At 57.5% G+C, this 24367-nt stretch carries 20 protein-coding genes and 2 pseudogenes; 10 read left to right on the forward strand and 12 right to left on the reverse strand.

The features are described 5' to 3' along the window. Window positions 1-366: 366 nt before the first annotated feature. On the reverse strand, window positions 367-675 hold the full coding sequence (locus COA65_01930) for a hypothetical protein (GenBank protein ID PCJ61170.1): 309 nt from the start codon (window positions 673-675) through the stop codon (window positions 367-369). A gap of 192 nt (window positions 676-867) precedes the next feature. Continuing rightward, a pseudogene (locus COA65_01935) lies at window positions 868-1419 on the reverse strand (hypothetical protein). On the opposite strand from COA65_01935, the gene COA65_01940 reads away from it, so the two are divergent. Continuing rightward, window positions 1306-2280, forward strand: a complete 975-nt coding sequence (locus COA65_01940; GenBank protein PCJ61009.1) for a hypothetical protein — start codon at window positions 1306-1308, stop codon at window positions 2278-2280. The pseudogene COA65_01935 and the gene COA65_01940 sit on opposite strands and share 114 nt — an antisense overlap. Window positions 2281-2360: 80 nt before the next feature. Here COA65_01940 and COA65_01945 read toward each other — a convergent pair whose 3' ends face one another. From COA65_01945 to COA65_01965, 5 genes are all read right to left on the reverse strand, one after another. Continuing rightward, a complete protein-coding gene (locus tag COA65_01945; GenBank protein PCJ61171.1) occupies window positions 2361-3812 on the reverse strand; it encodes a cobyric acid synthase CobQ in 1452 nt (483 codons plus the stop codon). Between the two features lie 22 nt (window positions 3813-3834). Continuing rightward, window positions 3835-4518 (reverse strand): hypothetical protein, encoded by a 684-nt coding sequence (locus COA65_01950; GenBank protein PCJ61010.1) that lies wholly within the window; start codon window positions 4516-4518, stop codon window positions 3835-3837. Between the two features lie 32 nt (window positions 4519-4550). Next, window positions 4551-5195, reverse strand: coding sequence for a histidine phosphatase family protein (locus COA65_01955; GenBank protein ID PCJ61011.1), 645 nt, complete (start codon window positions 5193-5195; stop codon window positions 4551-4553). 110 nt (window positions 5196-5305) lie between these two features. Continuing rightward, entirely contained in the window at window positions 5306-6118 is an 813-nt protein-coding gene (locus COA65_01960; protein PCJ61172.1) for an ABC transporter, read from the reverse strand. Further along, window positions 6115-6864 (reverse strand): ABC transporter, encoded by a 750-nt coding sequence (locus COA65_01965; protein PCJ61012.1) that lies wholly within the window; start codon window positions 6862-6864, stop codon window positions 6115-6117. The genes COA65_01960 and COA65_01965 overlap by 4 nt, the downstream gene beginning before the upstream one ends. A gap of 94 nt (window positions 6865-6958) precedes the next feature. Between COA65_01965 and COA65_01970 the strand changes: the two genes are divergently transcribed. Next, entirely contained in the window at window positions 6959-7270 is a 312-nt protein-coding gene (locus COA65_01970; GenBank protein ID PCJ61013.1) for a hypothetical protein, read from the forward strand. On the opposite strand, the gene COA65_01975 is transcribed toward COA65_01970, so the two are convergent. Continuing rightward, window positions 7227-8546 (reverse strand): hypothetical protein, encoded by a 1320-nt coding sequence (locus COA65_01975; GenBank protein PCJ61014.1) that lies wholly within the window; start codon window positions 8544-8546, stop codon window positions 7227-7229. The two genes, COA65_01970 and COA65_01975, sit on opposite strands and share 44 nt — an antisense overlap. Beyond that, complete coding sequence (locus tag COA65_01980; GenBank protein PCJ61015.1) at window positions 8543-10693, reverse strand: hypothetical protein; 2151 nt, start codon at window positions 10691-10693, stop codon at window positions 8543-8545. Before COA65_01980 ends, COA65_01975 begins: the two co-directional genes overlap by 4 nt. Before the next feature lie 1357 nt (window positions 10694-12050). Between COA65_01980 and COA65_01985 the strand changes: the two genes are divergently transcribed. Both COA65_01985 and COA65_01990 read left to right on the forward strand, forming a co-directional pair. Beyond that, window positions 12051-13565: a hypothetical protein gene (locus COA65_01985; GenBank protein ID PCJ61016.1), complete on the forward strand. Its 1515-nt coding sequence runs from the start codon at window positions 12051-12053 to the stop codon at window positions 13563-13565. Next, window positions 13535-13957, forward strand: a pseudogene (locus COA65_01990) (hypothetical protein). The gene COA65_01985 and the pseudogene COA65_01990 overlap by 31 nt, the downstream one beginning before the upstream one ends. A gap of 24 nt (window positions 13958-13981) precedes the next feature. Here the strand turns inward: COA65_01990 and COA65_01995 are convergent. Next, a complete protein-coding gene (locus tag COA65_01995) occupies window positions 13982-14239 on the reverse strand; it encodes a hypothetical protein (GenBank protein ID PCJ61017.1) in 258 nt (85 codons plus the stop codon). 228 nt (window positions 14240-14467) lie between these two features. Here COA65_01995 and COA65_02000 point away from each other — a divergent pair, with 228 nt between their 5' ends. Both COA65_02000 and COA65_02005 read left to right on the forward strand, forming a co-directional pair. Then, window positions 14468-16723 carry a hypothetical protein gene (locus COA65_02000; protein ID PCJ61018.1) on the forward strand — a complete coding sequence of 752 codons (2256 nt, stop codon included), beginning with the start codon at window positions 14468-14470 and terminating at the stop codon, window positions 16721-16723. Window positions 16724-16734: 11 nt separating this feature from the next. After that, the gene (locus COA65_02005) at window positions 16735-17421 is read left to right on the forward strand and encodes a hypothetical protein (protein ID PCJ61019.1); all 687 of its coding nucleotides are present in this window, start codon (window positions 16735-16737) and stop codon (window positions 17419-17421) included. Here the strand turns inward: COA65_02005 and COA65_02010 are convergent. Beyond that, window positions 17418-18920: a hypothetical protein gene (locus COA65_02010; protein PCJ61020.1), complete on the reverse strand. Its 1503-nt coding sequence runs from the start codon at window positions 18918-18920 to the stop codon at window positions 17418-17420. The two genes, COA65_02005 and COA65_02010, sit on opposite strands and share 4 nt — an antisense overlap. Continuing rightward, complete coding sequence (locus tag COA65_02015; protein ID PCJ61021.1) at window positions 18821-20434, reverse strand: undecaprenyl-phosphate glucose phosphotransferase; 1614 nt, start codon at window positions 20432-20434, stop codon at window positions 18821-18823. Before COA65_02015 ends, COA65_02010 begins: the two co-directional genes overlap by 100 nt. Before the next feature lies 1 nt (window position 20435). Here COA65_02015 and COA65_02020 point away from each other — a divergent pair, with 1 nt between their 5' ends. The 4 genes from COA65_02020 to COA65_02035 are packed head-to-tail and all read left to right on the forward strand — an operon-like array spanning window position 20436 to window position 24363. Beyond that, complete coding sequence (locus COA65_02020) at window positions 20436-21206, forward strand: metallophosphoesterase (protein PCJ61022.1); 771 nt, start codon at window positions 20436-20438, stop codon at window positions 21204-21206. Continuing rightward, on the forward strand, window positions 21172-22302 hold the full coding sequence (locus COA65_02025) for a hypothetical protein (protein ID PCJ61023.1): 1131 nt from the start codon (window positions 21172-21174) through the stop codon (window positions 22300-22302). Before COA65_02020 ends, COA65_02025 begins: the two co-directional genes overlap by 35 nt. A gap of 21 nt (window positions 22303-22323) precedes the next feature. Beyond that, window positions 22324-23628 (forward strand): hypothetical protein, encoded by a 1305-nt coding sequence (locus COA65_02030; GenBank protein ID PCJ61024.1) that lies wholly within the window; start codon window positions 22324-22326, stop codon window positions 23626-23628. Window positions 23629-23682: 54 nt separating this feature from the next. Continuing rightward, the gene (locus COA65_02035) at window positions 23683-24363 is read left to right on the forward strand and encodes a hypothetical protein (protein ID PCJ61025.1); all 681 of its coding nucleotides are present in this window, start codon (window positions 23683-23685) and stop codon (window positions 24361-24363) included. The last annotated feature ends 4 nt before the right edge of the window (window positions 24364-24367 follow it).

Consider the following 24367-nt stretch of genomic DNA (forward strand, 5'->3'; position numbering starts at 1 on the left):
GGGTAGCGTTTCTTGGGGATGGGCCGCTGATGCGCGCCATGCTGGATGCGGGCGCGGACCCGAACGTGCAGGCGGCGGACTATGATGGCCGCGTGACACCTCTCATGATGGCCGCGTGGCTGGGCTTTCAAGAAGGCGTTGGGTTGCTCCTTGCACATGGTGCGCGCGTTGATGTCCGGGATGGGAATGGCGAGACAGCGCTTTTTTGGGCCGCCGCCTCGGGCCAGACGAGGGTTCTTCGCCAGCTGCTTTTTGCGGGTGCTGTGGTCAATCGTCGAAACCACGCCGGCCAGACGGCGCGCGCGATCGCAGAAGAGGCCGGGCAATTGGCGGCCATACGCCTGTTAAGCAGCTTGGCGGGCGGCTTTAGGCGCGCGCGCAATCGGACGGCTTTTCCAAAATTCGTTCCATCAGGGCATCTTCAAGAAGGGGGTGGCCTGCGAGATGGGTCGCAACCAGAAATTCTGTTTGTGCGTCTGCGGTGGCGGCTGCGACCTCTTTATGCAGGTCTTTCAATAAGTTACCTGAAAACAGAAAACAAGGAACGACCAGAATTCGGGCGGCCCCGGTCTGCCTCGCAATTTCCAGGCCCGCCGCCACGGAAGGCTCGGTCAGCCCGCTGAAAGCGGCGAGCGCGCCCATAAAGCCATGGCTTTCCTGAAGACGGGCGGCCATTTTTTGGTAAATTTCTCCGGCCCGTTCCGTTGCCGTGCCACGGGCGACGAGAAGAAGAAAACTTTCCGCCCGCTTTACAGGTTTGGCCCCGGCTTCGGCCTCACAAATGCGGCTATCGACGATGGCGAGAATTTTTTCGTCACTGTTAAGGCCGCCACCCAATCCGCTGCCCAAACCGCCGCCCAAACCGCCGCCCAAACCGCCGCCATAGTGCAGCCGGAGGTCTGGGTGGCTCGCGCCGAAATCGCGAAGAAGGGCGGGAATGTCTTTTGCGGCATGCTTGCCTTCGAAAAGCGTCAGCGCCACGGCATGGATTTCCCGGGCGCCTTGGGCGCGCAGATTTTCCAGGCCTTGGGCGATGGTTGGCTCGGCAAATTCAAGAAAGCCGTAGCCGATCTGGCGATCGGGAAGACGGTTACGCAGCCGGGCGACGAGCGCATGAAATTCCTTAAGGGCTTCGCAATTCCGGCTGCCGTGACCGCAGAGAAAAATGGCAGGTTTTTTGTTCATGGCGTCACGATTTGTCCCGATTTGTGGGGGCGTTGTTTCTGTAGGGCCCGTTGCGGCATTGGCGTCGCGGCATTGACGTCGCGGCATTGACGTTGTGGTGGCGGCAGCCCATGTTACCTCATGCCAATGGTTCTTTTCGGGAACAGTCCCGATTCCCTGTTTTTTCTGCTGATTGCGTTGGCCGTCAATGCGCTTTTCGGTGGCCGCTGGTTTTCCTTTCTCCGGTCGTTCCATCCGGAAGTTCTTTTCGGACGCCTGGCAGACGGGTTCGACCGCCGCCTCAACCGGGCGAAGCGCAGCGAACGGAACCGTATCCTTCGTGGCGGGCTTGTCGTCTTTGTGCTGGGGGGTCTTGCCGTCGTTCTTGGCGTGGTCCTTCTCGATTTTGCGGCGCGGGCGGCGTTCGGGCGGTCGATTGAAATCCTGCTTCTCGCCGTTCTCATTCCTTTGCGGCCGGTTTTCGACGAAGGCCGGTCCCTTGCCCGCGCTCTTAAAGGGGAGCGTTTTTTGCCCGCCGCGTTTCCTTTTCTGGCGGGCGTGACGAAGGGCGATCGGCATCGCTATGCCCGCCTTGGTATCGAAAACCTGGCAATGCGTTTTGGCAAGGATGTCGTCGCCCCCATTTTCTGGTTTATCCTTTTAGGCCTTCCGGGTGTGTTTCTTGCGCGCGCGGCGCGCGTGCTTGGCCAGCGCCTTGGCGATGGCTCCGCCCGCCATCTGGCCTTTGGTTTTGTTCCCCGGCGGTTCGATGCCGCCCTTTGCCTGATTCCCGTTCGTCTGGCGGGACTTTTTCTGGTGGCGGCGGCGATCTTCACGCCGAGAGCAAAACCGGTCCAAGGCTTTCGCGTGTTGAAGGGCGAAGGGGGCGGTGCGTTTGATCTTCATGCCGGCTGGCCCGTAGCTGCCATGGCCGGCGCGCTGGATTTGGCACTGGGTGGCCCGGGGTCCGGGAAGGAGGGCCGGCCGGGCGCGTCTTGGGTTGGTAGCGGCCGCGCGCGCGCCGGCGTTTTAGACCTTCACCAAGCCCTTTACCTTTTCGCCGTGGCGGCCTTTCTTCTTTTTGGCCTGATGGCGGCCCTTGCCATCGCCGTCTGAGCCCTCGCCGTCTGAGCCCTCGCCGTCTGAGTCCTCGTCGTTTAAGTCACCGCCGTTTCAGTCGCCGCCGTCTGATTGTTTCAGCAACGTGCCGTTGCAATGGCGTACAGCCTCTCAATGTCGAGATTTGCTTCGAGGTGGTCGGCCAGCTGGTTCAGGGTCTGATCGATTTGGCGTTCGTAATTTACGCGGCTTCGTTCCCTTGGCCGGATGCGGTTGAGAAAAGCGTGGCGGAACGAATCTGCGGAAAACAGGCCGTGAAGATAGGTGCCGAAGATTTGCCCGTCTGCGGATTGAGCCCCTTCCGGCTGGCCATCCAGCTTGAAGACGGGGCGTGCAAGGGCGTCCCCCTTCGAGATGCCGAGATGCATTTCATAGCCCTGGACCGCCTCACCGCTGGCGATTTCAATGCCGGCAATGGCATGCAGCCGTTTTTCGCGATCCAGCACGGTTTCGCAATCGAGGAAGCCAAGCCCGGGTGCGTCCCCGCCTTCGCCTTCCATGGCGTGGGGGTCGTGGACGTGCCGGCCCAACATCTGATAGCCGCCGCAGATGCCAAGAATTTTGCCGCCATGGGCGTAATGGGCGTGCAGGTCTTCTTCCCAGCCCTGGGCGCGCAGGAAACGCAAATCGGCCAGGATCGATTTTGTGCCGCCAAGAATGACAAGATCGGCGCCCTTTGGCAGGGGGGCTCCCGGCGGCACGATTTCAAGGCTGACATCGGGCTCGGCGAGAAGCGGATCGAAATCGTCGAAATTGGCCATCCGTGGCAGCACGGGCACGAGAATGCGGATGCGCTTCCCCTCGCTTTCCCGGTAGACGCTTAAGGGCAGGGCATCTTCCGCCGGCAGTCTTTTGGCCGCGGAAAAAAAGGGGACGATACCAAAACACGGCCAGTGTGTGCGCGCTTCGATAATGGCAACGCCATCGTCGAACAGCGTCACATCGCCGCGGAATTTGTTGACGATAAATCCCTGGATACGGTTCCGTTCCGATGGCGTGATGACGTCGTTTGTGCCGACGATGGCGGCGATCACGCCGCCGCGCTCAATGTCGCCGACCAGCACGACCGGCACATCGGCGGCTTCGGCGAATCCCATGTTGGCGATGTCGCCGTGGCGCAAATTTACCTCGGCCGGGCTGCCCGCCCCTTCAACCAGGATAAGATCGGCCTCTCTGGAGAGTTTGGCAAAACTTTCCAGCACGAATGGCAAAAGGTCCGGCTTTTTTTCCTGATAGGCGCGGGCCTCCGCGTGGCCGGCAATTTTTCCCTGAATAACGATCTGGGCGCCGGTGTCCGTTTCCGGCTTCAGGAGAACCGGGTTCATGTGAACGCTGGGGGGGATGCCTGCGGCGCGCGCCTGCAACGCCTGGGCGCGTCCGATCTCGCCGTCCTCGACCGTGACGGCGGCGTTGTTCGACATGTTCTGCGGCTTGAAGGGCTGAACGTTTAGCCCGCGCCGGGCAAAGACGCGGCAAAGCCCGGCGACGAGAAGCGTTTTGCCGACATCCGACCCGGTTCCCTGGACCATCAGGGCCGGAACGCGCCGGACGCTATTTTCCGGCAAGGGTGCCCCGCAGCGCGTTCGCACCGGCGTTGCTGGCGGTATTCTCCAGAACAATTTTTTTAGGCGTCGCGTCTTCGCCGTAATAGAGCTTGTTCCAGGCATCGCGTGCATAGATTACGGTGCCTTCACCGGCGACGCCGCCAAACAGCCCGACCGCGCGGGAAAAGGCGATGATGTCGGCGTTAAGATTGGTTGTTGTGGCGCCTTCGATGCCGGCCCCCACCGGCCCCACGGCAAAGCTGGCATCGGCGCCAAGCTTTACTTTCGAATTGAGAACGGAATCAAGCCCCCCATCTGTCAGCACGATCAGCAGCACCTCGGCATCCTGCGCGCCGAATTGCAGCCCAAAGCTGGCACCGGCCATCGTGTAGAAGGCGGGGTCGCTCCACTCGCCCGCCGCGTTCTTGACAAGAAGCACGCCGTTGCCCCCCTCGGCCCCGAAAAAGAAGCCGGCCTTGAACAGGGAAGGCACAATCAGGACTGCCTTTGCCTTTTCCAGATATTTCGGCACTTGCGAGAATAATTTATCTTCCAGTATGCGCGCCACCGTGTATTTGGCGTTGTCGATCAGTTCTTGCTGATCGGATTCCGCTTTTGCCGGGGGGGCACCCGCAGTGAAGATCGCGAACACAAAAAGAAACACGGGCAATAAGAAAATATTTTTTGGCATTGGATCGCCCTCCGGGCTACGGGGAAAAATTTTCAGGGGACGCCATGATGGGCAAGGGCGTCGGGTTTTTTGTTGACGCAGCCAATATGCCAGCTGCCATTTTTAGGGTTGGCGTCGTGGCGGAATTCCATTTGCGTAAGGGAAAGGTTTTCAATGCGAAAGTAAACGGAACGTTCCGGCGCCAGGCCAAGGGCATGCCCGATGGCGGCACGGATCGGCCCGCCATGGGAGATGGAGACGATGTCGCGGCCCGCATATTCCCCGGTCAGTTTTTCGATGCCGGCAATCACGCGTGCGCGCATCTGGAAAAAGCTTTCGCCGTTTGGCGGGGTCACGTCGAGGGGGGTAAACCAGACCGGATGGCCGCCGCTGATGTCGCGGATTTTTTCGTAGGTCAGGCCCTGCCAGTCACCAAAGCTAAGTTCGCCCATCGTTTTGGCAATGTGCGCGCATGCGGGCTGAAACCCCTGGGCGCAAATGGCATCCGCTGTTTGCTTGGTGCGGCGCAGGGCGGTTCGCACAAGGACCGCGTTTTGTGGCAAATGTTCCGCCAGCGCGCGGAAGGGCGCAGGGTTTTCGGTGTCGACGGCGACGTCGATTGTGCTTCCATAAACGCGGCCATCGTGACCAAGGGCCTTGGCGTGGCGCACCCACCACCAGCGGGTGGTTTGGGTCATCGCTGCCTCAGGCTGTAAAAAACAGGTAATAGCAAGGCGTTGTCCATTCCACCCTTAAGTTGTCTAGCCCCGTTATAGGGCAGTTTTTCCGATCCTACAATTTCACCCGCTTATTCGCCGATTTGAAGAAGCAGGCCGCGAATGCGCGCAATGCGGAAGGCGGCAAGAAAAACGGCGATGCTGCCGCCGAGGTAGAACATGTTTAGGCCGATTGCCCAGGCAAGGTGATCCCAACGGAAAGATTTGTCGAACATCACGGCCCGCATGCCTTCGAAGACGTGGGAGGAGGGAAGCGCGTAGGCCAGTGGTTCCAGCCAGTCCGGCAGCACCGCGACCGGATAGTAAATGCCGCTTAAAGGCGCAATCGCGAAAATCGCCAGCCAGGCAAGGCTTTCCGCGCCGAGCCCATAGCGAAGGATGATGGCCGAGACAAGCAGGCCGATGGCCCAGCCCATGACCAGCAAATTCACAAAGAAGGCAAGCAGGGGCAGCCCCAGATCGAAGATGGAATAGTGGTACAGCAGGCTTGCCAGAAAGGCCGCTGGGATAACGCCGATCAGCGTGCGCAGCAGGCTTGTCATCAGAAGCGAGGCGATGAATTCCCAGGGACGCAGTGGGCTGACGAAAAGCTGGCCCAGATTGCGCGACCACATTTCTTCGAGAAAGGAAATTGAAACGCCGATCTGGCTTCGGAACAGCACGTCCCACAAAAGCACGGCGGCAATCAACGCGCCGCTGGCCTGCATCAGCCAGGAACTATGCGTCAGAAAAAACTGGGTAATCAGTCCCCAGAGGACCATCTGCACCGTTGGCCAATAGGCAAGCTCCAGAACGCGTGGCCAGGAACCGCGCAGCAGATAGAGATAGCGAAGCAAAAGAGCCGTGATGCGCTGCCACGAAAAGGAGGGGCCGGACGCCATCATGCGTTGCGTGGCGGCGCGCATTTGTCACGCGCGATTTTCAGGAACACTTCTTCAAGGCCGCCCGCGCCATAGCGTTCGATCAGTGCCTTGGGGCTTCCCTGATCGACGATGCGCCCATTTTGCAACATGATGGTCCTGTCGCAGAGCCGCTCCACCTCGGCCATGTTGTGCGAGGCAAGCAGGATGGTTGCGTTTGTCTCCCTGCGGTAACGTTCCAGATAGCCGCGTACCCAATCCGCCGTATCCGGGTCGAGGGAGGCGGTCGGCTCATCAAGAAGCAGAAGGGCGGGCGTGTTTAACATGGCCTTTGCAAGGGCGACGCGTGTGCGTTGGCCGGAAGAAAGGCTGCCGATGGGTCGGTGCAGAAAATCGCCAAGATCAAGGTCCTGGGCAAGGGTTGCAATGCGTTCGCCGGCATTTTCAACGCCGTAGAGCCGGGCATAGACCTTCAAATTCTCGGCGGCGGTGAGCCGGCGCGGCAAATCGACGTAAGGTGAGGAAAAATTCATCCTTGGCAGCACGCGGTAGCGATGTTTTGCCATGTCGGTGCCAAGAACGCGTACCCGGCCACGGGTCGGCAGAAGCAGGCCAAGCAGGATGGCCAGGGTCGTCGTCTTGCCGGCACCGTTGCTGCCAAGCAGGCCCATCGTGGTGCCGCATTCCACGGTGAAGTCGATGCCGTCAATGGCGCAAATGCCGCCATAATATTTTGTGAGGCCTTCGACCTCGATGGCTGTTTTCATCATCCTGTAAGTAATCAATTCTGCGACCGTTCTGGCAAGGGGGATTTCCAGCCTTGCCAGTCGGGGGCCGGGGTTTCATAGTCCCAGCGGAGGGATCATGGCGACAGAGGCCAAATGCTATTTGCGCAATCCGGCGGTCAGCACCACGGCGGTTGAATCCGACCTTTTCCTGGTCGAGCCGGAGGGGCAGGACGTCTATTATTTAGACGCCGTTACCAGCGGAATCTGGCGGCTTTTGGAAATGCCCCATGACCGCGAAGCCATTTTTAGCATCTATTCGCAAGCCTTTCCAGATGTGGGGCATCGGAAAATTGCGGACGATATTACCACCGCCCTCGACGACATGATCCAACGCGGGCTTGTCGTTAGGGTTCCTGAAAGGCCTGGGTCCGAAAAATCCGATCCGTAAGGTAGGAGAGAAACGTCTTCTTCCCGATCTTCAAATCGACATCCGCTTCCATGCCGGGCTGCACAGGTCTTTCCTCCGGCCGATTGCCGAGATAGTTCCGCGACGTGCGAATGACGACGGGAAAATAGGAAGCGCCCCCGTCCGGCGGCACCAGGGCGGTTGCCGCCACTTGTTCGACGATGCCGTCAAGGCTTCCGTAACGAAGGAAATCATAGGTGCGGAATTTTATCCGCGCCTTTTGTCCGACCGAGACATAGCCGATGTCCTGGTTTTGCACCCGGGCCTCGATGATGAGGCGGTCCGTCGTCGGCACAAGGTTCATCAGGGGCTCGTTTTTTCCAATTGCCTGGCCGACGCTGGTGACATGCAGATTTTGAATGATGCCGGCGACCGGTGCGGCAATCCTCAGGGATTTTCGCCGGGCTTTTAATTGCGTCAGGGTGCGGAAGGTCTGGTCGTGCTTTTTCTGGGTGGTGGCCAATTGGTCCAGGGCATCGGCGTGCTGTTTATGATCCAGGCTTTTGCGGCGCTCTTTCGCCTCCGCCAGGGCTGCGAAGGCGGCGATTAATTCTTCCCCGGTTTTTGCTACGGCACCTTCCGCCTCGGCCCGTTGGCGTTGAATGGAAAGGTAGCGCAATTTCGGAAAATAGCCTTTTCCGGCAAGTTCGCCGACGGCCGTTTCCTGTTCTTTCAGGATGGCAAGGCTGCCCCTCGTTTCCACTCTCTTTCGTGCCAGGATTTTCACGTCGCTATAGCGCTGTTCGATGATGCGTTCGGCGATTTGCCGTTCGCTTTTCAGGGCCTGCAAATGGGAATTGAAAAGACGGCTTTGCGCGCGGGTAAGATCGGGGCGCGCGTCGGCCAGGGTGGCATCGAATTTCGGCTTTGCGCCGTCGGCTTCCGCCTCAAGGCGGGCGATTTCAGCGACAAGATTTTGCCACTGATCCGTTAGATGTGCGCTTTCTTCATCCAGGGCGGCGGCGTCGAGTTCGAGAAGAAGCTGTCCGCGTTTGACGGTGTCGCCTTCGCGAACATGGATGGCAGCGACGCGCCCCCCCTCCAGGTGGTTGATGGTTTTGATCCGGCCAAAAGGCCGCACGACACCGGACGCATTGGCCATTTGTTCGACGGTGCCAAGGCTTGCCCAGACCAGGGCGATGCCGAAAAACAGGGCAATTGTAAAAAGAAGCGCACGCGCCAGCGGCGCGGGTTCGGCATCGAAGGCCGCCACGGACGCGGGATGAAATTCGGAAAAATTGCGCCAGCGCCGCTTCATGATGACGTTTCCTTTGCCAAGGTCGCCAGACGTTCGCGCACCACGTCGATCATTTCTGCGCGCGGGCCAAAACCTTCGATCCGCCCATCGACAAGAAGGGCGATGTAATCGGCAATCGACGCGGGCGTCAGGCGGTTCGTCAGCAGCAGGATGCTGTGCCCTTTTGCCGTTTGACGAAGTTTGCGAAGCAGGGCTTTTTCGGCGGCCGGGTCGAGGGCGTTTGTCGCCTCGTCGAGAAGAAGAATTTTTGGATTCCGCACAAGCGCGCGTGCGACGCAGATCATCTGCGTTTGCCCGGCGGAAAGGTTCTGCCCGTTCTCGCCAAGGCGTGTGTCGTAGCCCTTGGCAAGGCGCTGGATGAACCCGTGGGCGCCGACGAATTTTGCGGCCGTGACGGCGCGTTTCATTGGCACGCCGCGAAGGCCGAAGAGAAGGTTGTCACGAACCGAGCCGGAAAAAATCTGATTTTCCTGAGGCACCGAGCCGATTTGCCGGTGCAGCGCCGCTGGTGAGAGATGGGCGATATCGGTTTCGTCGATGAGGATGCGTCCTTCTGAGGGCGCGTAAAGTCCCTGTAGAAGTTTTGCAAGGGTGCTCTTCCCGGACCCTGCCGGACCGACGATTGCAACGATGCTTTCCTTTGGGAGTTCAAGCTGGATGCGGTCGAGAACCGGGGCCGCATCGGGCTCGTAACGAAAACTCAAACCCTCAAGCCGCAGACTTCCCGCAAAGGCAGGCGGTGCCGGCGCGATGCCGGACGCCTCTTGCTGTGCGGGCTTGAGAAATGCCGCCAATTCGCGAAAGGCGTGGCGTGTTTCCTGCAACTGGTTCCAGGCTGCGACGGTTTGGCGTACAGGCGCCAGGGCGCGCATGGCCAGCAGGTTCGCAGCAACCAGCGCGCCGATGCTTAACTCGCCATCAATGACCAGTCTGGCGCCGAAAAAGACGATCGCCAGCGCCGTTATCTGTTGCAACAGGGCGCCTGCGGCATTGGCGATGGCCGTAAGGTTGCCGGCCCGGAACCCGGTTGTCGCGGTCGCCGCCACATGTTCTTCAAAGCGGCGTTCGATTTCCGGTTCCAGCCCAAGGGATTTCACCGTTAAGGCGTTGCGCAGGCTTTCGAGATAGGCCGATGAGCGTGCGGCAAGCGCGTGAAAGCGGTCCTCGTAAAAACCGCGCTGCATGCGATGCAGGACAAAGGAAAGCAACGCGAATATCGGCAGCGCGATCAAGGCAATGGTGCCAAGCGGGGGGCTCAGAAAAAAGAGAACGGCGAGGAAGGGCAGGATAAAAAGGTGATCAACCAGAAGGATTGGCGCCGACCCGGCGAAAAAATCCCGCACCGCATCGATCTGGCGCAGGCGCTCGTTCATCCGGCCTGCCGGGGCGGTCTCTAAAATCCGATAGGGGAGATTGAGGACGCAACGCATAGCCTCGCCGCCGAGAATGGCATCGAGGCGGGCGCCAGTGTGGCTAACGATGTAACCACGGATGCCACGCAGCGCGGCGTCGAAGCCATAAAGCGTCAACATGCCGATGACGAGCACGTTCAACGTGTCCAGAGCGGCCTGGGCAATCACCTTGTTGTAAACGGTCATGACGAAAAGTGGTGTTGCCAGGGCAAAAAGATTGACCATGGTAGAGGCCAGCAGAATTTCGAAAAAGACGCGCCGAAAGCGGCCGCCGATAAGTCGGCGAAGCATGCTCGTTTCCGATCGGTCCGGGGCGGGGGTCAGAAGCAGGATGTCTTCCGCGTCGCCAGGTGCGTCGCCATGCGGCTCGGTTCGGGTTTTGCCGGTGGCGGGATCGAACAGGAAAAAAGCATCGCCGCGCCGTTCCAGCAGTAGGGCTTTTGCCTCACCCCCGGCGCCCAGGCACAAAAAAGGCGGGCGCAGATGCGTGCGACGGCCGCGCATTTTTCTTGTGCGATAGCCAAGCCGTTCGACCGCGCGCGCGAAGTCTTTTGCCGTGGCTCCCTCGCGCCGGCGCGGCAAGAGGGCCTGCAAATCGGCGATGTCGAGAGGTTTTCCGGCGTGGATGCCCAGCGCCCGAAGCGCGCTGAAAAAAGGATCGGCCTGGGCGACCGGCTTTTGGTCTCCCGTCCCTCCGGCCTTCCCTCTGGCCTCGCCGCTTCGCGGTGGGTGCAATCCGGTGTCCCTTGGCACGCTATTCGACCACGTTGTTTAGGTTGCGGTTCTGCGTGGCACGTTGCCTGCACACCATTTTAATCCAAAGCACGGTAGAGGCTTTTTTAGAAACAATCCAGAAACCGAACACTTAAACCGAAGCCTTTCGGCTATGTGGCGCTGTGCGCGTGGCGCGGTGGGTTGGGAAATTCTTAAGGAATTTTGCCGAGGATTGAACCCTGTCTTGAAAGGGCGAATTCGGCGCAACCTATTGAGAAAACGTCTTTTTTTTAAACGCTTTGCCGTGTGGAAAGCTTTTTGATTTCCTGCGCGGCGGCGGTTCTGGTAGGCTTTGGCATGGCTGGCGTAATTTTCACGGCAAGGGATTGGGCAGGATATTGGCCCCGGCAGGCGGTTGCCGCCGTCTTTTTTGCCGGTGTTCTCCTTGTCGCCGCGCCCCTTGGCGCCCAAGAGAGCACGGAAGCCACGACGGAAGCCAAGACGGACCCTGCGCCGCCGGCACCTGAACTATCGGCTTTGGAGCGGGCCGCCCTGGTCGGCGCCGTAACCGGCACATCGGATGGTCTGAAGGCCCTGAACGACCTGCTTACCGAGGGCGACGCCGGTACGGAAGAAATCAAGACGCGCGCAAAGTCTTTGCTGCAGCAATTGAAAGACGCCGGTTTTATCGAAGATGCGTCGGCAGTGATGACGGCGGCCGATCGCATCATTCAGGCGGCTGTCTCGAATGTCGGCGGTGGCGCCAAGATTGTGGAATTTTCTCCCAGCAACAGCTTCGTGCCGCCGGACAATGTCATCGCACTGGATTTCGGACCGGCTGATGGGCATCTGGCCCCAGGGTTCGAGCGGGTAACAAACCAGGATCCCCGCATTACGGGGGGAACGGCGGACGGGCTGCAGGCCATTCGCCGTCCGGGCCAGGACGGGTTGCAGTCAGACGGCCTGCTCGGCGTGAGCAGACTCAAGATAAAGATGACGAAGACCGGGCGCTGGCGGATTATTCTTATGACCGAGGCCGTTGGCGAAGGCGGCTCTGTGACGGCGCCGTTCGGCGCATCAATCATCGTGAACGGGGTGGAAATTCCGATTTCGGTGGCCTTGCCGGACGATTGGGTGCGGATTGCGCGTCTGAAGGAGGGCGGCAGGTCGGTTGCCGAGGTTTTCGATCCGGGAGATGGGTCGCCGTCTGCCCGCTTCGTCGGCGGTATTATCATTCTGGAGGTCGATATTCCGGGCAACGTGCTTGAGATTGCCTTCAATGCCAAAAATGACAACGGCGTCCAGACCTATTTGACGGGCGCGATTTTCGAACCGGCGGACCAGGAAAGCATTCTCGACCTGCCGCCGGAAGCGGAAGATGCTATCTATTCGGACGACAAGCGCCTGCTGGCCGAAGCCGATGTTGGTTTGCTGGTGGCCGAGATCGTTGCCGAACTTGTGCCGGAAGCCGGGGATGAGAAAAAAATTGAGCTACTCGACCTGCCGGAGCCAATCCTTGAGGATGAGCGGCTCGCAAGCCCCAGCTGATTTGAAGCCTCGCGATTTTTTATACGGTGGCGGCGGACGTGAAAACGCGCGTGGGCGACGTGTGCCCGGCGGGCTTCGCCGGGTGGGGGCGGTCCTTTTGGGGCTGCTTGTCGCGATCGGTTTTCCCCCGGCTCTTGCCCAGACAGCAAAAGAGGATTCGGTGGCGAAGCGCGCGCGCGCCGATTACGATCCGCTGGGCGTCGAGTCACGGGATTTGCTTGCCCGGCTGGGCATTCCAGCCAATCCTGCGACGGGCAGTTTCCTGATTTTTCCCAAGTTCAAAATGGGTGTGGAACATGACGACAATATTTTTCGCATCGAAGAGGACGTGCGCTCCGACAGCATTCTTCGCTTCCAGCCTTCCGTCCGCGTCAAGTCGGATTGGGACAACCACGCGCTAAATTTCAGTGCGGGTGCCAATGTCGGCCGCTTTAACGAAAACGGCAGCGAAGATTATGAAGATTATAATTTTGGCACGTCGGGCAGGGTGGATTTGTCGGAACGGACGCGGCTAGGTGCCGGCATCGCTTTTTCAAAAGCACATACGGCGCGAAGCTCGCCCGATGACAGCGGACTGGGCGTTCCGCTGACGGAAAATGTCGAAACCACATATAATTTGAACGCGGCCTTTAAAGGCGAGCGCTTTTCCTTTCGCCTTGTCGGGAAAGCCGAGATTATTGATTTCGACGATGCTGGGCCAATTAACAATGACGATCAGGATCGCGCAGAATATGAGGGTCGGTTCCGGGTCGGTTATGAATTTGTTGTTGGCACGACTCTCTTTGTCGAACCCCGGTACAACATTGTTGAATATGACGACACGTTTGACGATAGCGGGCTGCAACGCAGCGGCGGCGGCTATGAAGTGCAGGGCGGGTTTTCCTGGGATATTTCGGGCGTTACGTTTCTGGAGCTTGGTGCCGGTTTTCTTCAGCAAAAACGCGACGACACGCGTCTTAAAACGATCGATGGCATTTCTTTCAGCGGTGATTTTATCTGGAATGCGACGGATCTGATGACCCTTACGAGCCGCCTGTCGCGATCGGTCGAGGAAACGACGATTCTTGATGCTACCGGTATTCTGAAGACGGAATGGGGCCTTGCGATGGACTATGATCCGCTGGAAAATCTTATTTTTAATCTTGAAGGCGCGTTTAAAAACGAAAAATTCGAAGGCGTTTCACGAGAAGAAGATACAATCAAATTTCAATTCGGAGCAAAATATATTCCCCGTCCGAATTTTGTGGCGGAACTCAAATACCGTTTCGAGAAACGTGATTCAAATGAAGTTGGTGAGAGCTTTAAGGACAATCGATGGGTAGCAAGTTTGACTCTGCGTCTCTAGCGCGGCACGCCATGAGAAAAACGGCATGCCTCGAACAAACCGGATGGTGCGGTCGGTGGCAAATTGGCATGGGGGCATGTCAGGCTACCCTTTGTTTGTTGATGGCCGTTGTTTTTTCGGCGGCGGTCTTCGTTGTTTCCCCTAGGGCGCAAGCGCCGGACCAGGATTCGGCGTCGGAATATTATCTTGGCCCCGGGGACAAGCTGAACGTCGTTGTTTTTGGGCATCAGGATCTTTCCGGTGAATTTGAGATCGATGTCGCCGGCCATATCTCCCTCCCGCTTCTTGGGCAGATAGCCGCAGCGGATCGTACAGTCCGGGAATTGCAGCACCAGATTGAAGCGCGTCTTGACCGGGAATTTATTGTCGATCCCAGGGTAAGCATCGAAGTCCGGAACTTCCGTCCCTTTTTCATTTTAGGCCAGGTAAAAAAGCCGGGGAGCTATCCCTATCAAAGCGGCATCGACATTCGTCAGGCGGTGGCTATCGGTGGCGGTTTCACGCGGCGCGCGGCATCGGCCACCGTCACCCTCATTCGCCGGACGGCAGAGGGCAAGCTCCGTTACCGTGCGACTCTCGATGTCCCGGTCCTGCCCGGGGATACAATTGTGGTTGAGCGACGGCTTTTTTAAGGCCGGACCGGATGTTGCGGGCACCACGGCCTTTCGTGGCATTAAAATATTTAACTATTTGAAAAAATTGAAGAATTCCCGAGCCTCCCTTTTTAGGGCATCGGGGATATGCGGCTCCCTCACGTCTTGTTTATCTAAAATCTTTAAAAAGATAGATAACTATCTGTAATATTGTAGATATAATTGCTGCGGCGCTTGGGAAAAGCGCTTTCCGGCGCCGTGTATGTGGGCTTTCGTCCGAGGTTGATTTTGGAAGAGAACGTAAATCGTATGGGAAGCATTCGCCAGTTTCCAGGTTCGGAAGGTGATCGCGCGCTTGCTTCGGGCGATATGCTCGGCAGTGACGGGGAGGAACAGCTCGACCTTTCCTACCTCCTTGGGGTGATACGGCGGCGGAAATATCTCATCATTGGGATTGCTTTCCTGGTGACCAGTTTTACCGCGCTCTTCGTCAGCCAGATCACGCCTCTCTATATGGCCGAGACGTTGCTGGTCCTGGAAGAGAATCAGCAAAACGTCCTCAACATCGATGCCATCACGCAAGGCCTGCGCACGGATTATTATACAAACGAAACCGAAGCCGCCGTTATCGGTTCACGGGAATTGGCTGTCCAGGCCGTGGAACGGCTGGGCCTTGTGGACGATCCGATGTTCAACCCGTTTCTTGTGCCGCCGGTTCCGGGCCTGTTTGATCAGATCCGCAGCTGGTTTGTAGGGGGCGGTGACGTAGAAGAACAAGAAGAAGACTGGACAGCCTGGATGTCCGAAGAAGAATTGCGTGTCTTCACCCTTGAAGTGGTGACGGATACCTATCTTGCCGGGTTGTCGGTTTCACCGTCGCTGTCTTCGCGCATTATTGCTGTGGAATATTCATCCGCGGAGCCTGCAGTTGCGGCCCGGCTGGCCAATGCAGCGGCTGAAATCTATATTCTGGATCAGCTTGAAACACGCGGTGCCGCGACCGTTCGCGCCACGGACTGGTTGAGCGAGCGTGTCGATCAGTTGCGCCGTCGGGTCATTGATTCGGAACAGCGCCTTGAGAAATTCCGTCGTGCGTCCGGTATTGTCGAAATTGGCAGGAAGAATGTCTATCAGAGCCAGCTTGCCGATCTAAGCTCCGAACTGATTTCCGCCCGGACAAAACGGGCCGAGGCAGAAGCACAATATGCCCAGCTTCAAAAGCTGGAGGCGTCGTCGGGCAATATCGAATCGGCGGCCGCCGTGATGGATTCGCGGCTCATTCAAAAGCTTCGCGAGCAGGAGGCACAACTTCTCCGCCGGATTTCCGAAGACAAGACCCGATTGCGCGCGGGCCATCCCCGAATGGTCCTTGCCGCGAACGAACTGACGGACCTTCGGAAAAGCATCGCGACGGAAATCGAAAAAATCGCTCTTAATCTGGGAAACCGACTCGAAATTTCCCGGGTGCAAGAGGCCAATTTGCATGCGGAGATTACCAGTCTGCAAGGCAAGGTCGAAGGCCAGGCCGATGCTGAAGTGACGATGAAGGCGCTGGCAAGCGAAGTCAAAGCAAACCAGGATCTCTACGAAACCGTCCTTGCCCGCTTTAAGGAAACGAAGGTTCAGGACAACGAGCTTATTCAGGCAAATGCCCGGGTCATTTCCCGGGCCGTCGAACCTGGCGGGGCTTACTATCCAAAGAAAAAACTTATGATCCTGGCCGCGCTTTTCGCCTCGTTGGCGGGTGGAATCGCGATGGCTTTTGTTCTTGAATATCTCGATTCCGGCTTTCGCACGGTCGAACAGCTGGAAGGGGTGACAGGTTGGCCGGTGCTGGGAATTTTCCCGTACCTTCAGGACGGTCAAGTTCCATACAAGATTGTCCGCGATCGACCAACCAGCGTATTTGGCGAAGCAATCCGGCGCATCCGCACATCGCTAACGCTTTCAAGCGTCTATGGGGCTCCGAAGAAATTGCTGATTACGTCATCCGTGCCTGGGGAGGGGAAGACGTCCGCCGCCATCGCCCTTGCCGTGTCGGCGGCCAGGTCCGGTCAGAAATGCGTTCTTGTCGATTGCGATCTTCGTCACCCAAGTGTCCATGCCAGCTTTGGCATGAAAAATGTGAAGGGTCTGAGCAGTTTTCTCGCCGGTCAGGAAAAACTTGGCGACGTACTCGAAGCGGATCTTCGGTCGGGGTTGCGTGTCCTCCCGGCAGGTCCTCCGGTGCCCCATCCGGAAGATTTGCTTGGCTCGCAAGAGATGCGCGACCTTCTGCGGCGGCTGGAAGAATTGTTTGATCTTGTCATCCTGGACACGCCGCCGCTTCTCGCCGTGTCCGACGCGCTGGTTCTTGTTCGCAACGTCGATAAAACAATCTATCTGGTGCGTTGGGCAACGACGGATCGTAGCGCCGTTCAGTCTGGTCTAAAGCAGTTGCGGGAGACATCTGCCGATATAGGGGGGCTTGTCCTGAGCCTTGTCGACATTCGCAAGAGCGCGCAATATGGCGGGAATTCCTCCTATCATGAAAATTACGGCCACTATTACAACAAAGAGGGCTGAGGATTTTTCAAATGCGGGAAAATTCGGATTATCGCATTCTTCTGGTCTTTCCAATCGTTCTTGCCCTTTTCGCAGTCTGGTTTTCGATTCCAAAGTTAATTGCGAGTTTGAAACTCCTGCCTTCCCAGGAGACGGTGCGGGCGATCGGAAAGGGGATGCCGGTTTCCGAGATGGCGATTGAGAACGCGGCTGGTGCGCGCATGGCTGCCTTTGCGTGGCTTGCGGAACCCAAGTCGCAATCGAAGCTCGGCGGCCTTCGCCTGTTGCAGGCAAGAAGGGCGGGCTATGCAACGCAACGGGGAAAAAAATTTCTGGCGGAAAGCATCGCTGCCGAGAGGCAGAGTTTAAGCCTTTCCCCGGTGCAGCCCTATGCCTGGGTGCAGCTTCTCCAGGCGCGGCTGGCCCTTGAAGGGCCATCGGCGGCGTTAAATCCGCTTTTTATCATGGCCATTCGCACCGGCCCGGTTGACCCTCCCTTGGTCATGCGACGTCTGGCGCTTGGGCTCTCTTTCTGGACGTTCCTGGATGGCGAGGCTGTGATGCTTCTTAAACAGCAGGCGGTCATTGCCGCGCGCTACTTTCCAACAAAGCTGGCGGTGATGACGAAAAAACGTTACGCGCTGAAGCTTGTTCGCGACGCTCTGGCGGAAGACCCGGCGCTTCGCCTCCGCTTTGATCGGATTTACCGGCGTCTCTAACGCGCCTTGGCGGGTGGCGCTTCCCGTGTTGACCAGGATTGCGCACAGGCAACGCCCAGTATCAAAAGATATGTCACGGCGACGGCCGGGATTTGTATGCTGAAATCGACCACGGCATGGGTGCAGACCAACGCGCTTATCGCTACGCCGGTGGCAGGATACAGCGCATTTCGCGTGCGGTTTAGCGCGCCCAGAAAACACAGCAAGGTAAGGTAGAAAATCAGCAGAAGCATAAGCATCAGGGCCGGAAGGCCTCCCTCAAGGGCAAGTTCCAGATAGGTGTTGTGGGCGCGATCGATCGTTTGGACGTAAAAACGCACCGTCTCGTCCCGATAAAGGGAAAAACTTTCCTTGAAAGCGCCGATGCCCATCCCCGTTACGGGTGCATCTTGAATGGCGTCTGCGGTGCGTTGATAGATGGCTATCCGGTCGCCTCCGGTGCTCAACGTCGCATTCATCCGGCTGAAGGTCCGGTCTCCGCTCATCAGAAGAATCACGCCAACGCTGCCGAGGGCCAGTGCGCCCCAGATTGCGATTGGCAGAATTGCGAAGGTTTTTTTTCGTTTTTTAAAGCGTCGGCTGGAAACGACGGCGAAGGCACCGATGCCGACCGCGATGCTAAGGAAGCCGCCGCGCGATTGCGTCAGCAAGAGGGCGGTAAAAAGGGTGCCTGCTGCCACGACGAGAAAATAAAAGCGAAGACCACAGGCGTCAAAAAAAGCCAGGAATTCGCCGGAAGAAATGGGGCTATAGCGTAGCACGCGGCGAATTTCAGCCAACAGCAGCGCAAGTGTGACGAGCAAGGCGATGCCGGTATAGGTGGCATAACTGTTGCGGTTGATAAACGTGCTGGTGAGCGAATCCCGATAAGCCGATTTTGCATACCAAAGGATTTTTTCACTGCCGCTTAAATGCGCGCCAAGGCCGTAGACCGCGTAGAGGATGCCTGCAATTGCCACGGCCCAGAACGCCTGCTTCGCATGTTTTTTGTCGCTACCGAACTGAAAAGCCAGCCAGAAAACGCCGCCATAGGCCAGCAGGCGCATCACCGCCGTGTGGCTCGCTTCCGGGTTCAGGCTGATGGCCCCGGAAAGGGGTATGCCGAGTGCGTCCGACACCTCTTGCCATAGAGGGTGGTGCCAGCTTTCCGGCGTCAGGCCGCTTGCCTGGATAAGAAACCAAAGCACGAGGATGGAAAACGGTACAACGATCAGGCGGGATCGCCGCCATTCGATCCGGATCAGGCTGCGGTCACGCGCGGCAGCGATGGCCCATGCAATCACGAGAAGCCCTACAAGAAGGCTTAGCAACGCCCACGACCACGGTTGATTGCTTCCGAACGGCAATGGCGAAAGGGTGACAATCGCGATCAGGGACCAGAAAAGGAAATTGCGCGGGCTCAATAGGCGTTTTCCTGCATGAAGGGGACGAAAAACGTCAGAAGCAATATCTTCAGATCGAAAAGAAGGGACCAGTGATCGACGTAGTAGAGATCGCATTGAACCCGTCTTCGCATTTTTTCGTAGGTATCCGTTTCTCCCCGGAAACCGTTGACCTGTGCCCAGCCGGTGATGCCAGGCTTCATGCGGTGCCGCCCAAGGTAATCATCAATGATGGTGGCATATTGTTCGTTGTGAACAACGGCATGGGGCCGTGGTCCGACCAGGGACATGCGGCGTTGCAGAACGTTGATGAGCTGCGGCAGTTCATCCAGGCTGGTTTTGCGTAGAAAGCGTCCGACCCGGGTTATTCTCGGATCGTTTCGTGTCGCTTGCGTCAATTCTTGTTCGGCGGCGGCGGCCGCTTCGCTTTCCTTCGTATGGCGCATGGATCGAAATTTATAGATTTCGATCCGGTTGTTGTTGAAGCCATAGCGTTGCTGGCGAAAAAAGACCGGACCCCGGCTCTCCAGCTTGATGGCGATGGCAATGGCGATTATCAGCGGTGCGGCGAGGAGAAGAAGAATTCCCCCAAGGACATAATCCTCTGTCGTTTTCACAAGCAGGTCCCAACCGCTAAGCGGGCGTTCCTGGACGGCCAGCATTGGCCATCCGGCAATTTGAGAAAGCGTGTGGATTGGAATATGCGCGTTGACGATTTCCGGGCACAAATAAATGCTACTTGGCAGCGTGCGCAATTTCTTTAAAACGTCCAGCAGTCTTTCGCTTTCCGACCAGGGAATGGCGAGGATAACTTCATCGACCTTGTGGTTCCGGCTGTAATTGAGCAGGTCCTCGACGGTGCCGGCAACCGGATGTTCGCCCGGTTTTTCCGGAGCGTTCCCTTTGCGGTCGTCAAAGAGTCCCGTCAGGTGAACACCGGCCTTGCCATCTTTTGTCAGGTGATCGGCAAGGGCCTGGCCAAGTTTGTCTGTCCCGATGATGGCGACGTTTTGGGTGAGCGCCCCCGTTCTGCGCCACCGGCTGATCAAAAGCATGGCGAGGAAGCGAAGAAAAACAAAGCCGGTGAAGCTGAGTGAGAGCCAAAGCATTGCCCAGATGCGGGAATAGTCTTCCGAAGTTTTCGTGAAATAGGCAATAAAGATCAAGGTCACGACCACGAAAGTCCATGTCAGGGCCAAACGCCCAAACGGTCCGAGATGTGAGGCAAAGCGTGGATAACGGTACAGGCGGGCGAAGTGGAAATAGTTGAGCGTCAGCAACATCCCAAGGGCCATGGCGATTTGGTAAGCGGCCGGGAGGTCGAAATTTAGTTCGCGAATCCGATAGGCGAGCGTGCCGGACAAGAGCACAACCGCCACATCCCCGACGCGCAGAAAGCCCATCAGAAACATCTTAAGGTCGGTTGAAACCCTTCGGGACGGGGAGGAGCTGTCTGTTTTCACAAGGGTGAGGATACGGCACTCTTCGGCCTGATCAAGGGGAAGAAAAGGCGTGCCCCTCGCCTTTTGCGTCTTATGGCCGGGATTGGGCCAGGCTGCCCCGGTTTGGGGGGCTGTGGTTGCGGTTTGCTTTCTTCTGGCGTTATCGTGGTCGGGGAGGCAGCCAAACAATATGCAGAATGGTTTTTTTAATCTTTTTCGACGCTCCAGGGCACCGGACCGGAAAATTCGGGCCCCGGAAGGTACCCGTATCTACGCGATTGGCGATATTCATGGGCGGGCGGATTTGTTGCGTGATTTGCATGGGCAGATCATGGAAGACGCGCGCACAAGCAAGGCTACGCGCAACGTTGCCGTCTATGTCGGCGATTATATCGATCGCGGTCTTCAGTCGCGCGAGGTGCTCGATTGTCTGCTTGACGACCCGCTTCCTGGCTTTGAAAGCGTGTATCTGAAAGGCAATCACGAAGATGCCATGCTCAAATTTTTGGAAGAGATCGAAATTGCTCCCGACTGGCTGGCCTATGGCGGCGATGCCACCCTCTACAGCTATGGCGTCAAGGTGCCGCGTCCGCCCCTGACGCCTGAAAGACTGGGCGAGATGCAAGCCGATTTTTTGCAAAAACTTCCCGACCGCCATCTCGATTTTCTTCGCCATTTGCGTCTCACCCATGAAGAAGGCGATTACTATTTCGTCCATGCCGGGGTTCGCCCCGGGCGGCCTCTGCATGCGCAAAAGGAGGAGGATATGCTCTGGATCCGGGATGCGTTCCTTCTTTCCGAGGARGATTTYGGCAAAGTYRTCGTGCATGGCCATTCGATTGCCTTCAARGTGGAATTCARRCCRAACCGGRTTGGTATCGAYACCGGYGCTTTTGCCAGCGGAACACTGACGGCCCTTGCCCTGGATGGCGAGACGCAGCGYATTCTGCAAACCGGRTAAAGGGKTTTCTTTGAAGCCGTTGCAAGAGAACGGGGGYAGRAAAACGGGCGGGTTCTGGTCGCTCGTYACGTTGCCGGAAGAMGCGTCATCYGCGGCYGCCGCGGCGACGCCAGAGATGCTKCGACKRTTTKCMGACCTTCTTTCTCCGGCCCTTGCCCGGGAATTGCTCCGTCCGGCTGYGGCRAAKCTGRGACGTGAACTYGTCGATCCGGCGRCMGCYGACAAAAGCCTGCTTTACAATCGCTTTCTTCGCCATGTCCAGCTTCGCTGGGTGCGCGCCATTGGCGAGGCGGGGTTCGATGCCGTTTACATGAAGGGCTTTGCAAATGCGCATCTTTTTTACGACGATCCCGATGCGCGTGTGATTGGCGATCTTGATCTTTTGGTGCACGCACAGGACCTTGACCCGCTCATTCATTTTCTATCCGGGCGCGGGTTTCGTTTCAGCGGCGAGGCGCGTTCGCCCTGGGGATTTATTTCCGACACCAGTTTTCTTCCTTTTGTTTCCGAAGATGCCAGCGCCAATCTTGATCTTCATATCGCCCCAGACGCGTATCCAGCAACGCGTGTGCTGTCGACGGGAGCGGTTTTTGCCGCCTCGCGCTGGTTGAACATCGAGGGTTTGCGCTTGCGCGTGCCCTGCCCGGAGCATGGTTTTTTTCTTATGTTGACGAACGCGGCCAAGCTTTCCTTTGGGCCGGCGAGCGTGCGCAAGACCGTCGATGCGTTGCGCATGCTTGAAAAGGCGAAAGCCCTTGACTGGCGTGAAATCGGGGCTTTGGCGCAGGCGGGCCGGTCCGGCAAAGCGCTTCGCAGTTTTTTGCAATTGCTCCAACATCTTGGAGCAAATCTTGGCGATGTTCCGGCACATCTTCGCAGGCCTTTTCACGGGCTTGCGGCGCGCGAATTTGCATCCCTTGCGGTTGATACCGACGCCCTTTTTCCGGTGGTGCCGGGCCTTTTCACGGCCTTGCGCCGCGAGCTTCTTCTGGCGACGGATATGCGCGTCGCTCTCTATCGAAACTGGCGTCGTGTGCGCGGCCTCGTCCGTCCCCATGGCGGCTTGCCGCCGGGACATGAAAAGCCAAGCCCTTGATGCTAAGGTGGCGCGCCTTTAATGCAAGGCGGCGGCTTAAGGGATTTGCAAGCCGGGGGGCTTGGAATGCGCGACCGAATTTTCGGAATGGTCAAACGTCACCGTCATGTGAACTGGGCGCTGACGGATCAGGGAATGGTGAGCGGCGCGAATTTTCTCACCACCATTTTGATTGCCCGTCATTTGGGCATTGAGGAATTCGGGCGGTTTACCCTGGCCTGGCTGGTCGTTCTTTTTACGACGAGCCTGCAGATGGCGGTGATTGTCTCGCCGATGATGAGCATCGGCCCCAAGCAGAAGCCGGAAGATGTGCCCGCTTATTTTGGGGCTCTTTTTCTTCAGCTGCTTGTCTTTGTCGCGATCACCTTTTTTCTTATTTTCGCAGGCGTGCATCTTGTGGCAGAGATCCGTCCCGAATGGGATTTGCGTCCCCTGGCCATTCCCCTGGCCGTGACGGCGGTTCTTTTTCAACTGCGCGATTTTTTGCGGCGTTATTTTTTCACACGCCGCCGCCCGGCCATCGCCTTTGCGGGCGACGCCGTTGCCTATCTTGGCCTGCTTTTTTTGCTGTTCCTGCTGCTGCCGTTTTTTCATTTTGATGGCGCCGATATTCTTTGGCTTATCGGTGGCGCGTCCGCTGCGGCGGTTCTGATTGCGCCGCCCTTTCTTGGGCATGTTGCCTGGCGGATGGGGGCCTTTACCGGTGTTTGCAGGCGGCACTGGCATTTTTCAAAATGGATGGGGGCCTCCGCCTTGTTTCAATGGGCCTCGACTTACCTTTTCTACATTGCCGTAGGCGGCATATTGGGTGCGGCTGCGCTCGGCGGCCTTCGCGCCGCGCAAACGCTGATCGGCATCAATCATATTTTTCTCCAGGGGCTTGAAAACATCGTGCCGCCCCATGCTGCCGAGCATCTAACGGGCGGGGGAAGGCGTGCGCTTGCCGCCTATCTTCGCCGGGTTGCCTGGGCGATTGGGCTGGCGACGGCGGCGCTTGGTATCGTTGCCGCCGCCGCGCCTTCCTTCTGGCTACAACTCGTTTTCGGAGCATCCTATGCTGCCTATGGCGACGTGCTTCGCTGGTGGGCTCTTATTTATGTGGTTGTGGCGCTGACGCTTCCGCTTCGCGCCGGTCTGCGTGCGCTGGAACGCACGCGCCCGATTTTTCGAAGCTATGCGTGTGCCGCGTTGTTTACTCTGCTTGCCGTGTATCCGCTATTGACAGGCTTTGAGCTGACGGGTGCGATGATTGGGCTTTTCGGCGCACAATTAACGGCGTTGGTTGTCCTTTTGAGAGCGCTTAGAGTGGAACTTGCAAATGCTTGAACATAAAATGGATGTCACATCGTAAGGCTAGCTTAGGCTGAAAGGAGACCCGGGATGCATGAATCTCTGGTGCCAAGCGAATTTCTTGACGGCGATACCGCGATTCTTGAAATCGCCCGGTCGAAGAAGGTCCTTCATCTGGGTTGCGTCGGACACACGGACCTTACATCCGAAGCGCGTATAGAACTCATAAAGAAGACGCTTCACTGGAAACTTAGCAAAATTGCCAATGTCACTGGTGTCGACTATAGCAAAGACGTAATTGGTGAGTTGGATCGTTTTGGAATATTCAGCAACATCGTCTACGGCAACGTGGAACGTTTAGAAGAGATTGATCTTGATGAAAAATTCGACGTTGTGATCGCCGCGGATATCATCGAGCATCTCGCTCTACCGGGTGCGCTGCTAGGGGGGATTAGACGTTTTTGTCGCCCGGATACACAGGTCATTCTTACGACGCCAAATGCCTTCGCATTGCCAAACTACCTTCGGTTTTTATTCGGCACCTTCGAAGAAGGAGAAGAGCATGTAATGACCTTTAGTGTTTACAGCCTATTTAATCTTCTACGTCGCTATGACTACAAGATTGACCATGTGGCAACCTGTTACCGAGTGCATACCAAGGTGCATGGGATTCTATTTAAACTAGGAAAGGTTTTTTTGTCACTGGCCCCAAGATTCGGTGGCACGCTTTTTCTGGTCATGCATGCGCAATCGCTGGATTCGCCAGGATGAACGC

This window comes from Rhodospirillaceae bacterium, from assembly GCA_002746255.1.
Classification (GTDB): domain Bacteria; phylum Pseudomonadota; class Alphaproteobacteria.

Coding starts and splice junctions, on each gene's coding strand:
- COA65_01930 (PCJ61170.1), bottom strand. CDS start 675: ATGGCCGCCCGTCTTCAGGAAAGCCATGGCTTTATGGGCGCGCTCGCC.
- COA65_01940 (PCJ61009.1), top strand. CDS start 1,306: ATGCCAATGGTTCTTTTCGGGAACAGTCCCGATTCCCTGTTTTTTCTG.
- COA65_01945 (PCJ61171.1), bottom strand. CDS start 3,812: ATGGTCCAGGGAACCGGGTCGGATGTCGGCAAAACGCTTCTCGTCGCC.
- COA65_01950 (PCJ61010.1), bottom strand. CDS start 4,518: ATGCCAAAAAATATTTTCTTATTGCCCGTGTTTCTTTTTGTGTTCGCG.
- COA65_01955 (PCJ61011.1), bottom strand. CDS start 5,195: ATGACCCAAACCACCCGCTGGTGGTGGGTGCGCCACGCCAAGGCCCTT.
- COA65_01960 (PCJ61172.1), bottom strand. CDS start 6,118: ATGATGGCGTCCGGCCCCTCCTTTTCGTGGCAGCGCATCACGGCTCTT.
- COA65_01965 (PCJ61012.1), bottom strand. CDS start 6,864: ATGATGAAAACAGCCATCGAGGTCGAAGGCCTCACAAAATATTATGGC.
- COA65_01970 (PCJ61013.1), top strand. CDS start 6,959: ATGGCGACAGAGGCCAAATGCTATTTGCGCAATCCGGCGGTCAGCACC.
- COA65_01975 (PCJ61014.1), bottom strand. CDS start 8,546: ATGAAGCGGCGCTGGCGCAATTTTTCCGAATTTCATCCCGCGTCCGTG.
- COA65_01985 (PCJ61016.1), top strand. CDS start 12,051: ATGCTATCTATTCGGACGACAAGCGCCTGCTGGCCGAAGCCGATGTTG.
- COA65_01995 (PCJ61017.1), bottom strand. CDS start 14,239: ATGCCACGAAAGGCCGTGGTGCCCGCAACATCCGGTCCGGCCTTAAAA.
- COA65_02000 (PCJ61018.1), top strand. CDS start 14,468: ATGGGAAGCATTCGCCAGTTTCCAGGTTCGGAAGGTGATCGCGCGCTT.
- COA65_02005 (PCJ61019.1), top strand. CDS start 16,735: ATGCGGGAAAATTCGGATTATCGCATTCTTCTGGTCTTTCCAATCGTT.
- COA65_02010 (PCJ61020.1), bottom strand. CDS start 18,920: ATGCGATCTCTACTACGTCGATCACTGGTCCCTTCTTTTCGATCTGAA.
- COA65_02030 (PCJ61024.1), top strand. CDS start 22,324: ATGCAAGGCGGCGGCTTAAGGGATTTGCAAGCCGGGGGGCTTGGAATG.
- COA65_02035 (PCJ61025.1), top strand. CDS start 23,683: ATGCATGAATCTCTGGTGCCAAGCGAATTTCTTGACGGCGATACCGCG.